The 16,116-nt window shown below is 40.5% G+C and carries 13 protein-coding genes and 1 other RNA gene; 11 read left to right on the top strand and 3 right to left on the bottom strand.

The window, feature by feature from the left end; translation table 11 throughout:
* Positions 1 to 39: 39 nt before the first annotated feature.
* From lpxB to B1F84_RS09990, 6 genes are all read left to right on the top strand, one after another.
* Complete coding sequence (lpxB, locus tag B1F84_RS10015; RefSeq protein WP_131691334.1) at positions 40 to 1,197, top strand: lipid-A-disaccharide synthase; 1,158 nt, start codon at positions 40 to 42, stop codon at positions 1,195 to 1,197.
* Positions 1,187 to 1,786 carry a ribonuclease HII gene (gene rnhB / locus B1F84_RS10010; RefSeq protein ID WP_131691333.1) on the top strand — a complete coding sequence of 200 codons (600 nt, stop codon included), beginning with the start codon at positions 1,187 to 1,189 and terminating at the stop codon, positions 1,784 to 1,786. Before lpxB ends, rnhB begins: the two co-directional genes overlap by 11 nt.
* A 2-nt stretch (positions 1,787 to 1,788) precedes the next feature.
* Positions 1,789 to 5,280, top strand: a complete 3,492-nt coding sequence (gene dnaE, locus B1F84_RS10005; protein ID WP_131691332.1) for a DNA polymerase III subunit alpha — start codon at positions 1,789 to 1,791, stop codon at positions 5,278 to 5,280.
* 16 nt (positions 5,281 to 5,296) lie between these two features.
* The gene (accA, locus tag B1F84_RS10000; RefSeq protein ID WP_008110950.1) at positions 5,297 to 6,253 is read left to right on the top strand and encodes an acetyl-CoA carboxylase carboxyl transferase subunit alpha; all 957 of its coding nucleotides are present in this window, start codon (positions 5,297 to 5,299) and stop codon (positions 6,251 to 6,253) included.
* A 320-nt stretch (positions 6,254 to 6,573) separates the two neighbouring features.
* On the top strand, positions 6,574 to 7,884 hold the full coding sequence (gene tilS, locus B1F84_RS09995) for a tRNA lysidine(34) synthetase TilS (RefSeq protein ID WP_131691331.1): 1,311 nt from the start codon (positions 6,574 to 6,576) through the stop codon (positions 7,882 to 7,884).
* Positions 7,881 to 8,222, top strand: a complete 342-nt coding sequence (locus B1F84_RS09990; protein ID WP_076919229.1) for a hypothetical protein — start codon at positions 7,881 to 7,883, stop codon at positions 8,220 to 8,222. The genes tilS and B1F84_RS09990 overlap by 4 nt, the downstream gene beginning before the upstream one ends.
* Positions 8,223 to 8,277: 55 nt before the next feature.
* Here B1F84_RS09990 and B1F84_RS09985 read toward each other — a convergent pair whose 3' ends face one another.
* Positions 8,278 to 9,174, bottom strand: coding sequence for a GGDEF domain-containing protein (locus B1F84_RS09985; RefSeq protein ID WP_131691330.1), 897 nt, complete (start codon positions 9,172 to 9,174; stop codon positions 8,278 to 8,280).
* Between the two features lie 126 nt (positions 9,175 to 9,300).
* Between B1F84_RS09985 and B1F84_RS09980 the strand changes: the two genes are divergently transcribed.
* A complete protein-coding gene (locus tag B1F84_RS09980; protein ID WP_131691329.1) occupies positions 9,301 to 11,274 on the top strand; it encodes a monovalent cation:proton antiporter-2 (CPA2) family protein in 1,974 nt (657 codons plus the stop codon).
* 35 nt (positions 11,275 to 11,309) lie between these two features.
* Here the strand turns inward: B1F84_RS09980 and B1F84_RS09975 are convergent, their stop codons facing one another.
* Positions 11,310 to 12,455 (bottom strand): patatin-like phospholipase family protein, encoded by a 1,146-nt coding sequence (locus tag B1F84_RS09975; protein ID WP_131691328.1) that lies wholly within the window; start codon positions 12,453 to 12,455, stop codon positions 11,310 to 11,312.
* 173 nt (positions 12,456 to 12,628) lie between these two features.
* On the opposite strand from B1F84_RS09975, the gene B1F84_RS09970 reads away from it, so the two are divergent.
* Both B1F84_RS09970 and ffs read left to right on the top strand, forming a co-directional pair.
* Entirely contained in the window at positions 12,629 to 13,507 is an 879-nt protein-coding gene (locus tag B1F84_RS09970; protein ID WP_131691327.1) for a DUF3014 domain-containing protein, read from the top strand.
* 139 nt (positions 13,508 to 13,646) lie between these two features.
* Positions 13,647 to 13,743: signal recognition particle sRNA small type (gene ffs, locus B1F84_RS09965), an RNA gene on the top strand.
* A gap of 513 nt (positions 13,744 to 14,256) precedes the next feature.
* Here ffs and B1F84_RS09955 read toward each other — a convergent pair.
* Entirely contained in the window at positions 14,257 to 14,520 is a 264-nt protein-coding gene (locus B1F84_RS09955; protein WP_131691326.1) for a hypothetical protein, read from the bottom strand.
* Positions 14,521 to 14,802: 282 nt separating this feature from the next.
* On the opposite strand from B1F84_RS09955, the gene B1F84_RS09950 reads away from it, so the two are divergent.
* Positions 14,803 to 15,495 carry an AHH domain-containing protein gene (locus B1F84_RS09950; protein WP_131691325.1) on the top strand — a complete coding sequence of 231 codons (693 nt, stop codon included), beginning with the start codon at positions 14,803 to 14,805 and terminating at the stop codon, positions 15,493 to 15,495.
* Positions 15,492 to 16,079: a hypothetical protein gene (locus B1F84_RS09945; RefSeq protein ID WP_131691324.1), complete on the top strand. Its 588-nt coding sequence runs from the start codon at positions 15,492 to 15,494 to the stop codon at positions 16,077 to 16,079. The genes B1F84_RS09950 and B1F84_RS09945 overlap by 4 nt, the downstream gene beginning before the upstream one ends.
* Positions 16,080 to 16,116: the final 37 nt, after the last annotated feature.

Below are 16,116 nucleotides of genomic sequence, written 5' to 3'. Positions count from 1 at the left end.
TCGGTATGAACGCCGGGTTTACTTGTGAAAAAATAGCAAATGAAAAAAGATAAAAAACAACTACGAATTGGTATTGTGGCAGGTGAACTGTCGGGCGATATTTTAGGTGAAGGGCTTATTAAAGCGCTTAAAGCGCATTTTCCTGATGCAATCTTTGAAGGTATTGCAGGCCCTAAAATGCAAGCTCAAGGCTGTAAAACGCTGTTTGATATGGATGAGTTGTCGGTTATGGGCTTGGTTGAAGTCCTAGGCCGTTTACCGCGCTTGCTAAAAATTCGCAAACAGTTAGTACAGCATTTTATTGATAATCCTCCTGATGTGTTTATAGGCATTGATGCGCCCGATTTTAATTTACGTGTAGAAAAACCATTAAAAGACGCAGGCATCAAAACAGTGCAATACGTTAGCCCTTCAGTGTGGGCGTGGCGTGAAAAACGCATTCACACTATAAGTGCAGCCACTAACTTAGTATTGGCTTTATTGCCTTTTGAAAAAGAATTTTACGACAAACACCAAGTACCGTGTACCTTTGTAGGCCACACATTAGCCGACGATATTGCACTTGAGCACGACGATAGCCAAGCCCGCAGCCAATTAGGCTTAAGTGCTGATGACAAGGTGTTAGCGTTATTACCCGGGAGCCGGGGCTCAGAAGTGGGCTTGTTAAGTGAAACCTACATAAAAACAGCGGCTCAGTTGCAAGCACAGAACCCAGCGCTTAAAGTCGTTGTGCCACTGGTGAACGAAAAACGTAAAGCGCAGTTTATTGCTATTTTAAATGCCACAGCGCCCTCACTTAATGTTAACTTACTGGATGGGCAATCAAATTTAGCCATGCAAGCCGCCGATGCCATATTACTGGCATCAGGTACGGCAACGCTTGAGGGCATGTTATATAAAAAACCAATGGTGGTTGGTTATAAAATTAAACCCATGAGTTATTGGATTTTTAAAACCTTATTTACCTTTAACATTAAATATTTTTCGTTACCTAATTTATTAGCAGACGAAGAATTAGTGCCAGAGTTTTTGCAAAGCGAATGTAATGTCGCTAATTTAACAACAGCACTTACCCCTATGCTAAATAGTGACAATAAAGAATTAAAAGCCCGCTTTTTAGCCATACATGAAAAAATTAGATTAGATGCAAGCAAACAAGCTGCAAATGCAGTTGCGGAGTTAATAAATGCAAATTGAACGACCTAATGTAACCCTAATTGCCGGTGTGGATGAAGTGGGTCGTGGGCCGCTGGTGGGTGATGTGGTTACTGCCGCTGTTATTTTAAACCCTGCTAAGCCAATCGCAGGCTTGGCCGACTCTAAAAAATTAACGGATAAAAAACGCCAATTATTAGCTATCGAAATAAAAGAAAAAGCACTGTGTTACGCCATTGGCCGTTGTAGCCCCAGTGAAATAGATGAGCTAAATATATTACAAGCCACTATGCTTGCTATGAGCCGCGCGGTTGAAGCACTTAGCACAGTGCCTGAATTTGTGTTTGTAGATGGAAACCGCCTGCCTAAATTAGCTATGCCCGCCCAAGCGGTGGTGAAAGGCGATAGCTTGGTAGCTGAAATATCAGCCGCGTCTATTTTAGCAAAAGTGGCTCGCGATGATGAAATGATTGAACTTGATGCGCGCTACCCACAATATGGGTTTGCAGGGCATAAGGGGTATCCGACCAAAGCACACTTTGCAGCGCTTGAGCAATACGGCGCTATAGATGAGCATCGTAAGAGCTTTAAACCGGTGCAGCGTGTACTTGCGCTTTCGGGTAAGGGGTAATCATGGCAGCTCCTGAATTTGTTCACTTACGAGTGCACTCAGACTTTTCGATGGTTGATGGTTTGGCAAAAACCAAACCAATAGTCGCTAAAGCACAAGAGCTTGAAATGCCAGCGCTGGCAATTACCGATCAAATGAACTTTTGTGGTTTAGTGCGTTTTTATGGCGCAGCGCATAATGCAGGTATCAAGCCACTTGTTGGTGCTGATTTTTGGGTACGTAGTCCTGAGTTTCCTGATGAGCCAAGCCGAATAACGTTATTAGCTAAAGATAACACTGGCTATAAAAATATTACTTTATTGATTTCTAAAGCTTACCAACGTGGTCATGTGTTTCATCGCCCAGTGATTGACCGTGAATGGTTAGTTGATTTAAAAGAGGGGCTTATCATACTCTCGGGTGCTAAAGATGGCGATTTAGGAAAAGCATTAATAAAAGGCAACCCCGCTATTGTTGAGTCGGTGGTTAGCTTTTATAAACAGCACTTTAGCGATCATTATTATATTGAGCTTATGCGCACCAACCGGGCTCAAGAAGAAAATTATTTGCACATGGCGGTGGAGCTTGCAACTAATGAACAATTACCGGTGGTGGCTACCAATGAAGTGGTCTTTTTAAAGCCAGAAAACTTTGAAGCCCATGAAATTCGGGTGGCTATATTCGATGGTTACACATTGGATGATAAACGCCGTCCTAAACGTTTTTCACAAGAGCAATACCTAAAAACGCCAGAACAAATGGCAGAGCTATTTAGTGATATTCCAGAGGCGTTACAAAACACCGTAGAAATTGCAAAACGCTGTAATGTAACCGTGCAATTAGGTGAGTATTTCCTACCAGATTACCCCACAGGCTCACTAAAAATTGATGAGTTTTTGGTTAAAGTCTCACAAGATGGCCTTGAAGAACGACTGCAGTTTTTATTCCCTGATGAACAAGAACGCCAAGAAAAACGAGGCGAATACGATGAGCGTTTAAAAATTGAGCTCGATGTAATTAACCAAATGGGATTCCCAGGTTACTTCTTGATCGTAATGGAATTTATTCAATGGAGTAAAGATAACAATATTCCTGTAGGTCCAGGGCGTGGTTCAGGTGCGGGCTCTTTAGTAGCTTATGCGCTTAAGATTACCGACCTTGATCCACTAGAGTTCGATTTACTATTCGAGCGCTTCTTGAATCCAGAACGTGTTTCTATGCCCGACTTTGACGTCGATTTTTGTATGGATAGACGTGATGAAGTAATTGATCATGTATCGGCTTTATATGGCCGTGATGCGGTATCGCAAATTATTACCTTTGGTACTATGGCGGCTAAAGCGGTTATACGCGATGTAGGCCGTGTACTTGGTCATCCGTATGGATTTGTTGATCGTATTTCTAAGCTTATTCCGGGCGATCCGGGAATGACCTTGGCTAAAGCGTTTGAAGTTGAACCCCGTTTGCAAGAAGCCTACGACGGCGATGAAGAAGTTAAAGACTTAATCGACATGTGTCGTATTCTTGAGGGTTGTACCCGTAATGCCGGTAAACACGCTGGGGGCGTTGTAATATCGCCGACCACGATTACCGACTTTGCTGCGCTTTATTGTGATGATGAAGGCAAGTTTCCGGTTACTCAGTTTGATAAAAACGATGTAGAAACCGCCGGTTTGGTTAAGTTTGACTTTTTAGGCTTACGTACGCTGACCATCTTGCAGTGGGCAGTGGATATGACCAATGAACGCTTAAAGCGTGAAGGCAAACAGCCGGTTGATATCAACACTATTCCACTGGATGATAAAAAAAGTATAGAACTACTGCTGCGCGCTGAAACCACCGCCGTATTCCAGCTAGAATCACGCGGCATGAAAGACCTAGTTCGCCGATTAAAGCCCGATTGCTTCGAAGATATGATAGCCCTAGTTGCTTTATTCCGTCCGGGTCCACTGCAATCAGGCATGGTAGATAACTTCATCGACCGAAAGCTCGGCAGAGAAGAAATCTCATATCCCGATGCGCAGTATCAACACGAAAGTTTAAAGCCTATTCTTGAGCCGACTTACGGCATTATTTTGTATCAAGAACAAGTTATGCAAATAGCGCAGGTGCTGGCCGGTTATACACTGGGCGGCGCCGATATGTTACGTCGTGCCATGGGTAAGAAAAAGCCCGAAGAAATGGCAAAACAGCGCTCAACCTTTGAAGAGGGTGCGCGTAATAATGGCATTGATGGCGAGCTTGCGATAAAAATATTCGACTTAGTTGAAAAGTTTGCGGGTTATGGTTTTAACAAATCTCACTCAGCAGCTTATGCATTGGTATCGTATCAAACGCTGTGGATGAAAACCCATTATCCGGCCGAGTTTATGGCTGCGGTAATGTCGGCCGATATGGATAACACCGACAAAATAGTAACGCTGGTGGATGAGTGTGAAAACATGAAACTCACTTTGTTACCGCCCGATGTAAACGCGGGTGAATACAAGTTTACTGTTAATCTTCAAGGTGAAGTTGTTTACGGTATAGGAGCAATTAAAGGCGTGGGTGAAGCGCCGGTTGATGCCATATTAGAGGCGCGAGCGAAAGGCGGCCCATTTAAGGATTTATTTGATTTTTGTGCGCGTGTTGATTTAAAGCGCTTGAATAAACGTGTCACCGAAAAATTAATTTATGCAGGTGCATTAGATCAGCTAGGACCAGAAAAAAACCAACCAGGGCGAGCAACGCTGCTGGCAAGTTTAAAAGATGCAATGCGCGCAGCCGATCAGCACAACAAAGCTGAGCTATTAGGGCAAAGTGATTTGTTTGGGTTGCTGGCCACAGAGCCTGACGAAGTAGAACAAGCATTTATTAAAGCCACACCGCTTACAGATAATCAGTGGCTTGATGGCGAAAAAGATACCTTAGGCCTTTATTTAACAGGTCATCCTATAAACCAGTATCGCCGAGAGCTTGGGCATTACACCTCAGGTCGACTCATTGATTTACAACCGACTAATCGCGATGTGGTCTCAACGGGTGCGGGTTTGGTGATTGCAGCGAGAACCTTAATTAATAAAAAGGGAAATCGCTGGGGCTTGATAACTTTAGATGACAAAAGCGCCCGAATTGATGTACGCTTGTTTCCAGAACAGTTTGAAATGTACCAAGATATGTTGCAAATCAATAATATTTTGGTGATATCCGGACAGGTCAGCTTTGATAACTTCTCTGGTGGTATTACAATGACCGCCAGAGAAATAAACACCATTGCTCAGGCGCGTGAAAAGCGTATAAAAGCGATTAAGATGACGCTGAATATGGTGCAGATCGAGGCTGGTTTCTTCGATAAATTACAAAAAGTACTCGAACCATACAAAATGGGAACGTGTCCGATCAAGGTATATTATCAACGCCCCGATGCGTTGGTGCAATTAACCCTAGGGATCGAATGGTGTGTTACGCCAAGTGACGACTTAATTCATAAGTTATCGCTGATGGCAGCGCAAAATGTAGAACTAGAATTTAACTAATTAGGTAGTTTAGAGCATGAGCCTCAATTATCTTGATTTTGAGCTTCCAATTGCAGAATTAGAAGCAAAAATTGAAGAATTACAAAATGTAAGCCGCGCTGGCGAATTAGACCTTGGATTAGAAGAGGAAGTCAGCAAACTTAAAGAAAAGAGCGCACAAATGAAGGAGAAAATCTTCTCTGAACTTGGCGCTTGGCAAGTATCACAGCTAGCACGTCATCCGTTGCGTCCTTATACTCGAGATTACATCGAGCGTATTTTCACGGAATTTGACGAGTTTGCGGGTGATCGTACGTTTGCTAATGACCCTGCAATTTTAGGCGGCGTGGCCCGTTTAGATGGTGAGCCAGTTATGGTGATCGGTCAGCAAAAAGGCCGTGGTACTGCTGAAAAAATTAAGCGTAATTTTGGCATGCCAAAACCAGAAGGTTACCGTAAAGCATTGCGCTTAATGGAAATGGCTGAGCGTTTTAAAATGCCAATCATGACCTTTATCGACACCCCAGGTGCATACCCAGGTGTTGGCGCTGAAGAGCGTGGTCAGTCTGAAGCAATTGCACGTAACCTAAAAGTAATGGCTGCACTTAAAGTACCAACAATTTGTACTGTTATTGGTGAAGGTGGTTCAGGTGGTGCATTAGCGATTGGTGTCGGCGACAGAGTAAACATGCTGCAATACAGCACTTACTCGGTTATTTCACCAGAAGGCTGTGCCTCTATTTTATGGAAAAGTGCTGATAAAGCGCCACTTGCAGCAGAAGCAATGGGTGTAACAGCCGAGCGTGTTAAAGAGCTAGATTTAATTAATAACCTAGTTGATGAGCCGTTAGGCGGTGCACACCGTAATTACGATGCCATGGCACGTAATTTAAAAGTTCGCCTTAAGCGCGATTTAGCAGACTTACAAGCGTTATCGCTTGAAGAGATGCTGGACCAACGTTACAAGCGTTTAATGTCGTTTGGTTATTGCTAAACATAGTTAAACATAGCTAAATAACCTGAACTCTGGATAATAAATCTATCTCAAGCAGCTATTTTCAGCGCTAACTGCGTTGAATTTACTTGCAATAGGCCAGCTATTGACGCGAAAATTCGCCTTGTTTTCACTGTAAATCTCTGGCTAGAGAGAATAAATCTAATTATTACTATGATTCAATATGTTAGTAAATCTCTTAACCAAAGTTCAGGTTAAATAGAGAAAAAGCCGCCTATGCGGCTTTTTTTGTTTTAAAATGCCTTAACGTAGAGCCTTTATTATCAGGGCTATTAGTAATTTACTCATTGGTTATATTAATGCACACATCACAAATTTATTTGCAGGTACAACAAGCCCTTAATCAGTATATAGAAAACGGGCAATTCACATTTACTGTGGCCTTATCTGGTGGCGTAGATTCGGTGGTGTTGTTACACATAATGCATGGGTTAAAACAGCAGTACCCGCAATTAAATTTAAGCGCAATTTATGTAAATCATGGTTTAAGTGAAAACGCATTTCATTGGCAGCAATTTTGTCATGCACGTTGTCAGCAGCTAGCAATTAACTTTAAAGCGGCGCAAGTCACGGTAAAGCAACAATCGCGAACCAGTATTGAAGCACAAGCCCGCAAAGTGCGTTATCAAGCGCTTGATGAATACAGCCCCAGTGGTAGTGTCATTTTGCTAGGTCAGCATCTAAACGATCAAATAGAGACTTTTTTACTGCGATTAAAACGTGGTTCAGGCTTAAAAGGGCTGGGTGCTATGCAGCCAATCAGAGTGCTTGAGAGTGGTCGTGAGTGTTTTAGGCCATTACTGGCAATAAAGCGCAGTGAAATAGAAGCATTTGCCCAACAATTTAATATTAGTCATATTACCGATGAATCAAACTCGGATGAACGCTTTGAGCGTAATTTTTTGCGTCAACAGATAGTGCCAAAGTTGGCAGAACGTTTTACTGGGTTTGAACAGTGTACAGCACGAAGTATTGAGCTTTTACAGCAGCAGCAAGCACTACTGGATGAGTATACTCAGCAAGATCTCGCTCAGTGTATTAATCAACATCAAGCGCTTGAATTACATAAGCTGTCTGATTATAGCGCTGGCCGGATTGCTAATGTATTACGTGCGTGGCTGGCATTATTTAGCCACACTATGCCCTCACAAAAGCAATTAACACAAATAATGAGCCAAGCCATTCATGCACAAGCTGATGCACAAATAAAAATTGAGCTAAGCGATGGGCAAATACGTCGTCATCAAGGTTTACTTTATTTTGTGCAGCCGACGCCTTTAGCCGTAAATATTGAACGCGTAACAAGTCGCGAACTAGTGCTGAATGACGGACAAATACTACAATGCCTGCAGGGAATAGGTATACGCGCCCCTAAACCTGATGAACAAGTCAGTGTTCGTTTTAACTGTAATAGTGCGCGTATTAAACCACTCAAAAAACCAGGCAGTAATAGCCTTAAACATTGGTTTAAAGATGCAAAAGTAGCCCCTTGGCTGCGTGCTCATATTCCATTAATTTTTTACAATGATGAGCTAGTTCAAGTGGTGGGTTATTTTGTTAGTGATAACCATAAAGATGAGAATGGAGTTATTTGGGAGTATAAATCATGAGTCAACAACCTCATGTTGGGCTGTCACTTGTTAATAAAGCGCCTATTGGCATGCTAATTACCTTTTTAATTGCAGCATTAGCAAATGTATTTTTAACCCTTAATATTGTTACCCTCGGCTACGCTGTATTGGGTGGTATGGTATGTGCCGCTATTTTACTTGCCTATTGGTTAGGTAAGGGGGGCGTATTTTTCATTCTAGGGGTGAGTATGCCCTTACTATTAGTGCTTTTTACACCGCTTGCGACAATTGCCGCATTACTTAATTTACTCAGTGGTTTCTTTTTTGGCTTTTGCGCCATGTTGCTAATTTACAAATACTTTATATTAAAAAAGTAGCGTAAAAAAGCCCAGCGGGGGAGGCTAGGCTTTTGAAACGTTATGTTTTTATTGCTTAATAAGCTTTTGCGCAATTTCGCCCAGAAGCTTTTGCTTTATATAAGCCTTTGTCTGCACGAGAAAATATCTCGTTATGGCAGTCGCCGTTGTTAGTCAGTGTAAAGCCAATACTGGCAGTGACATCGTATTTAGACATAATCGGAGAGTTTCTTACCAAACGCATAATACGCTCAGCCACCACTTTATTGGTAGTAAAAGCAGGGTCTTCAATTAGTATTGAAAACTCATCGCCACCAAAACGAAACACAGAATCAGTGCCTCTTATACTGCTAGATAGTACAGCTGCAAACTCTTTTAAAACGTCATCGCCAATTTTATGACCATAGTTGTCATTAACTTGTTTGAAGTTGTCTAAATCAAGTAGCATTAAACTAAATTGATGGCCGTTACGTCTATGATTTTCAAGCTTTTGTAGCAACATGTCATTAAATTGACTACGGTTGTTTAAGCCGGTTAATGAGTCTTTAGTTGCCAGCTTTAATACACGGTTGTACATTATTGCATTACGCAGTGGATAAATTAATACACTGTGAAACTGTTGTAGTTTTTTTTCAATAGCCGCACTAAGCGGGTATTTGGTGTAATAAGTGAGAGTGCCTAAATGTTCATTTTCTACCTTTAGATCAAATGAGTAGGCTGGGTTTTCAACATTACTATTGGGTGTTTTCACATCAATATGCGCAGTTTGAAAGTGTACTCCAGAAAAATTAAGCAGTTGTTTTGCAAAGTTTGCAAATGTGCCTAAAATATCTTCCAGTACTAAGCTAGTTTGTAGTTTAGCTGACAGCTCATGCAGAGCTGTTGGTGTATTGCTATTGTATTGCTCTGCTGAGAACGGCAAAAATTCACCGCGCCCAGAGATACGTTGTGTCAAAATATGAACGTTTTCCACTATTTCTTCCCCCTATAGTATTACTTTTATAAATTAAGCAGATCGCGTGCCACATTTTAATTCTGGCTGAAACTTATGCGGTTGCTATAGTTAAGTCACACCCCATAGATTGTTATAAGGTTTGCGTTGCAAAGTATTAATGCTCAGATTTTTGGACTTTTAGTCGCTGCGGTTTTATTTGTATGGCTATTTAAGCGCATAGGGCTTCCCCCTGTGCTGGCTTACTTGGCTGTGGGTTTATTCGCGGGTAGTCATGGTGTTGGCTGGATGACACAAAGCCATGAAATGGACTTTATTGCAGAGCTAGGTATTGTATTTTTGCTGTTTAGTTTAGGTTTGGAGTTTTCTGTATCGCGCTTAATGGCAATGCGTAACATTGTATTTGGTTTGGGGTCGCTACAAGTATTTGTTAGTAGTATTTTGCTGATTGTGATTCTGCATTTATTAAATTTTAATTTATTAACCAGTTTTACCATTGGCATTATTATTATGCTCTCCTCTACTGCGGTGGTTGCTAAATTATTAAAAGAGAGCGGTGATTTAAATAAACGCCGAGGGCAATTGGCAATTGGCGTTTTATTATTTCAAGACATTGCTGTTGTACCATTACTGATTATTTTACCGTTATTTGCCAGCAATAACTCAAATGGTATTGGCTGGGCTCTGTTATTTGCACTAACTAAAGGTGCGTTTGTCTGCGTGTTGCTATGGGCAATTGGCAAATGGGTTTTACCTAAAGTCTTTAATGAAGTGGCATTAGCAAAAAGTGATGAGCTATTTGTTTTAACTACCTTATTAGTTGCTTTGTTTGCGGGTTTACTGACTTATTCATTTGGCTTATCAATGGCATTAGGGGCTTTTTTAGCGGGTATGATGCTTGGGGAGAGCCATTATCGCCATCAGTTAGAAGCGGATATTCGCCCGTTTCGTGATATTTTAATGGGGCTATTTTTTGTCACCGTAGGTATGCAGCTAGATATAAGCTTTGTATTTGATAATACAGGAATCATTATTGCAGCCTTAGTCGGTATTTTAATTTTAAAAATTGCCGTAGTCACCGCCTCCTCTTTGTTTATGGGTGAGCGAAAACAAGACGCGTTAGCGTGCGCTATTATGTTGTGGCAAATGGGTGAGTTTGGTTTTGTGTTAATAGCACTCGCAGCACAGCATGACTTACTAAATGTGGAGCAAGTCTCATTTTTAATTGCCATGGGCGTAATTTCTATGGCACTCACCCCGTATTTAATCGATAAGACTCCCTTTATTTTAAAGCGACTGGGAATGTTAGAGCGCGCTAAGTTTACCTATGAAGACGAGCCGCAAAGCAGTCCGCTTTATCATAACCATGTAGTCATATGTGGGTTTTCTCGGGTAGGGCAAACCATTGCTCGCTTTTTATCGCCAGAGGCTATTGATTATGTGGCCATTGAAAGCGATCCCATTTTAGTACAGGAAGGAAAAGCGGCGGGTGAGCCTTTATTGTTTGGTCACGTCGAACAAAAAGATATTTTAAAGTGTGCTGGGGTAGAGCGGGCACGCTTAGTGATTATTACTTTTACGGAATTTCAACAAACTCAAATAGTGATTGATGCCATAAAGCAGGTTGCTCCTAAGGTAAAAATACTCATAAGAACCCGCGACGACAGCCAGTTAGAGCGCTTAAAAGATTTAGGCGTCACTGAGGTTGTGCCTGAAGCGCTCGAAGCAAGTTTAATGCTGGTCTCACATGTATTATCTATGTCAGGTGTGCCAATGAGTCGAATAATTCGCCGAGTTAGTAGCGAGAGGCGCAACCGCTATAAGTTATTGCAAAGCTTTTTTGCAGGCGAAAATATCGAAAGCGATACCAACTTGCCCGAACGCTTAGAGTATTTACATGTTATTGCTTTGCCGGATAAAGCATTTGCGGTAAATAAGGCTATTAGCGAGCTTAATTTAGGTAAAAGAAAAGTGCTAATTAAGGCATTGCGTCGTGAGGGGGAGGAAATGGATATGCCACAAGATCATACCATATTATACGCAAACGATATTTTAGTGCTACAAGGCAAACCTAGGCGAGTAGAGCATGTTGAACACTACTTACTCGATGGCATTGAGTGAGTTAGAGCCTGTTAACCTTTAAAGATTAACAGCCCCTAGTCTAGCTCTAAAAACTTTCTTATCTCAGGCAGTTGAGCCATTGCGTCGTCATAACCAATCTGAATTAAGTGTTGGGTGTAGCGTTTTTCAAACAATAAGTAACTGGTTAAACTTGACTGAGAACGCTTTTTTACCCCGATCATACGCAGTAACACTTTAATTGCCCAAGGCATATCATCATAGTACTGCGCTGCAATAGCATTAAAGTTTTGCGAAGGGTTAATGATAAAGCTGTCTATTTGTTTTAACTCTTGATGTTTGTCCCTATTGGGTAATAGTCCTAGCGTACGATTTATTCTGTCTAAGCGTTCTAAATCAGACTGCATGGTATCGGTAAATACACTGTCGAGTAAGTGACCTGCTACTGCCGAAAGACCTGGGAAATGCGCAGAGTAACCCGGAGGATGAGGTTCTTTAGGTTGTTCAACACCAATAATAAATATTTTATTGGCCCCTAAGTGAATAGAGGGGCTTAAAGGTGACAGCTGATGTATTGAGCCATCGCCAAAGTAATGGTTATAAATATTCACACTAGGAAACACCATAGGAATAGCACTTGAGGCCATTAGGTGTTCAACATTGATACGCGTAGCACGACCTTCGCGTTTGGCTCGTTGCCAAGAATGCTGCGTATTTGACTGAAAAAAAGCAACCGAATCACCAGTAGTATAACTAGATGCTGTAATCGACAGCGCCTCTAAGTAGTCACGATGTAAGTTACGTTCAATTCGATGTAAATCAAGAATATCGTTTAATAGCTTTCTAAGTGGCCGATTATTTAATAAGCTCGCCGGTGGATGGTTTATATGCTCAGACTGAAAACTAGTTAAAATATTACGAGTAATATGACCAAACACACTAAAGAAGTCACTTTTGTATACCATAGAGGTGGAAAAGTTTTTCCATACTGTTTCTAGTTTTCTAACTGCTAAATGCATACATGAAGCGTAACATGCTAACGCCGTAGAATTAATTGCGCCGGCAGAGGTTCCATTTATCACTCTAAAGGGCAGCGGAGCGGTTCTTGGCATACTTTGCGCTAATGCTTTTAATACGCCGACTTGATAAGCCGCTCGGGCACCACCACCTGTAAGTAATAAGGCAATTTTAGGTTTACTAGGATCGACTTGCTTAATTTTCATGTTACGTATTTAAACTGTTCACTGTCTTTACTTTATTTATGCACTGTAAGTCTTTAAGCTAGAAGAATCAAAGGATACATTAGCTACATTAATAAATAATTAGTGGAGTTAATGAATTTAATCTGTTTAGAGTACTCTAAACAGCATCGCATTTTTATATTTATGGAGTTCGTATGTCAGATAAACCATCAGAATCAGATGTTCAAAAACGTCCGCCGAATAACAACCTTATTTTTGCAGGGGTTATTTTACTAATCATCATTATTGCCGTTGCGTTTGTTTTATTAAAACCAAGTGAATCTCCAAAAACAGTAATGCAGGTTGAAGAACCGGTAAAAGAGCAACCTATTATGGAGCTAAAGCCTGAAAACGACCCTGTGGTAGGTGCGCCTTCTGTTAAACCTGAAAAACCTGCCGAATTAGCCGTTCCAGCTCAGCGTCCAGAGGTTGAGCCCGAAGCCGAGATTGTGCCTTTACCAACGTTAAACGACAGCGACCCTGTAGTCATTGCAAAATTAGATGAATACTTGGGTGATGTAGCGATGAGCTTAGTGTTAAATGATGATGTTATTCGTCGTGGCGTAGTGTTTGTCGATAATTTAGCAAAAGGCAAAGTGGCTACTAAGCATACTCCAGTTGCAAAATTAGAAGAGGGTTTTAGCGTAAACGAAGGCGATATTTTAACAATTGACCCTAATAGTTATGAACGCTATACCCCGTATGTAAAAATATTAACAAGTATGAGTGCAGCACAAGCTGTGCGTTTATATGAAGAATATAAACCGCTGATCAACAGCGCATACACTGAAATTGGCTATAGTGATGATGAGTTTACTCAAACACTTGAAGATGCCATTGACCTGTTACTTGATACTCCTGAGCCAAAAGGCAGTTTACCTCTATTACGTGACTCAGTGACTTATCAGTATGCGTTTTCTGAATGGGAACAATTACCCGCGGCGCAAAAGCAACTTTTACGCATGGGCCCAGAGAACATGAAAAAAGTAAAAGCGGCACTACGTAACATTAAAGCTGAGTTAGAGAGCAATTAATAATCGCTTTAACACCTAAATAGACTGCGATTGTATATGAAGTATGCAATCGCACTTTCTTTTTTGATTATCCCTTGAATAACAGAGCAAAAGTAGAGATAATCTCAATCGCGCCAACCAAGGCCCTCAATGGTAGTCTTATTGGTCCTCTCGCAACACTAGCAGGCGAACCTGGTCAGGCCCGGAAGGGAGCAGCCACAGTTTGTGACGTGTGTGCCGAGATGTGGCTGGTAAGACTGCCACCCAAATTCCTCATTTGGGTGTTCATAATCCTTTAATTTCAATCTATATATTTTAAGTGATTTTTACTCAAATCTTGTATCAGAATAAATCTTTTTCATTCAATTTGCTTATTAAGCAAAACTAACCGACTGCCATAGAAAATCAATTCAATAATTATGGCTTTGCTACAAATCAAACATTTCTAGGTACGGTTCCTTCTTTAAATATCCTTTTTTAATAATTTTAAAACACTCTTTTGATTCTCAATGAGTTAGCAGATTAATTGAAAATAAGAGTAAATGATTTGAATTCGTTTAACAGTTTGGTATTTATAGAAATTTAAACTATTTTTTATAGTGAACTTCCGAGTAGGTAGCTGAAATTAGGCTAGGAAGTAAACAACCAAAAATTGTGACTTTTAACTGCCGAAAAGGCAGAGGCTAAATAAAAAGAGCCCAGCAAACGCTGAGCTCTTTTTATTTGAATTCGATTAAGGTATGAGCTATTTGTGTTTATTTAGGCTTGAGCTATTTTTTGTTATCACAGATAATTTTATCCTTATCATCTAAGCCATAAAGTTTTTCGTTACTGCTCAGTTTTTCAAAATGCTTAGAAAAACCCAGTTCTAAATTAGAGTTTATAGATTCATCGAAATTATCCATAAATACAGCTTGTTCAGCGGCGCTAAGGTCATCTACGGACAGCCGACCATCTAATGCAGCTTTTACATTGTCGCAATCGAAATTCACCGATTTATCAGTGGTGTTGCTGGTTTTTATTGTTTCAGCCATATTAAACTCCCAAAATATAAAAGCTGATGTTATCTAACCATAACTTAATTCTAAAAATTTGCGAAGTTCGGCTATGGCCTGTGAGTTCAACCACTCGATGCAACACACAGATAACCAGTCAGTCAAAAATTGTGTTGTATGAAGAGGAAATTTGACCGCTATGTAATTCATTGTAAGCAATAAAATGATCGCAATTATTAGGTGTGTAACGTTTATAATTGCACCTCAATAGTCTGTTTGCTATTTTACGCGCTAATAAAAGGAAATTTTAAGGATTTAAGGATGATTCAACTACAGCGCTACTCAATGCCAGATCGACCAAGTAACCCCAGCCCTTTAGAAATGGCTATTTATAATTATGAATTATTAGCCAAAAAACACTACGACGATAAGCGCCGTAAATCTGCTGCATCTAAGGAAAAGCTACAAAGAGATTACAACCACTTACAAAAAGAACGCAAGCGTTTAGAGCACTTGCTTATCGCGCAGCAAAGCTTAGAGTCTTACCGCGCAGAAAGTGAAGGGAGTTCTGTTAAGGAGCTAGCAGAAGAAGAACATCATCCTACGGAAAAACTTGCTAAGTTTTTACGAGCGGCAGGCGAGCCAAAACCGACTTCATATCATGAAGCACATCATATTGTTTGTGGTAAGGGACGTTATAGACAACGCCTTACATATGCTGCGCGTTTAAGAATACATTCGTTTGGTATTGGTATTAATGATCCAACGAATGGGGTATGGCTAAGAAACTTTGAAAAAAATAAGTCAGATGATTGGGCTACGCCTGACACTGTTTCTCACAGAAGGCTGCATCGCCATAATTATGAAGTTTGGGTGTCTACTAGTTTAAGAACCAAAGTAAATAAGCTCGATTTCATAAATGCATTACCTGGCGTGAAAATAAAAATTACAAACCATATGATGCCTGCCAGCGTAATGATGCGTAAAAATGCTAATTGGGATGGTAAATCATGAAGTTGTTCTCGTTAAAGCCTGTTACTAATTCTTACGACATGGTTGAGTGGGACATACTTTCATTCGCTGAAAAAATACAACCAATGTTGCCATCTAATCAAGATGCTTGCATGTTTCTACTTGATATCCATATGAATAATGACTCTTTATTAGAGTATTGGCCGGAAGGTTATGAGTTGTCTTTTTTACCTGGTTATCTAAAAGATAACTACGATATATGTATCATGGATGGGTTTATCGCTCTTCGGATGAATGCTTATGAAGCTTTAAAAGATTTATTAGCGCCTTTAGGTGAGTTTATTGAAACAAAAGCTGATGGTGAACCTATTGTAATCTTTAACTTGCGTACATTTGGACTAGAAGATGAAGCAAAATGTGAACGCGAATATTTAGATGGTTATCCTTTAGATTATATCAAGATTGCTTTCATAAATGATGATGTAAAAGATAAGCCTGTTTTTAAGAGTAAATTTACAGGTGGTTCTCGTTTGTATTGTACCGATAAGTTTAAATCTGCTGTAGAAGATAATGGATTGACGGGTGTTTATATTGACGAAGATCTCGACAATATTTTTTCTAATTAAGTTAATTTAGATAAAGAAAACATTATTTAGGCAGCGT

The organism is Pseudoalteromonas sp. DL-6 (genome assembly GCF_004328665.1).
In the GTDB taxonomy this organism is placed as follows: Bacteria; Pseudomonadota; Gammaproteobacteria; order Enterobacterales; family Alteromonadaceae; genus Pseudoalteromonas.
Note: the sequence above shows the minus strand (reverse complement) of the source record. Positions and strands in the feature narration are given on the sequence as shown.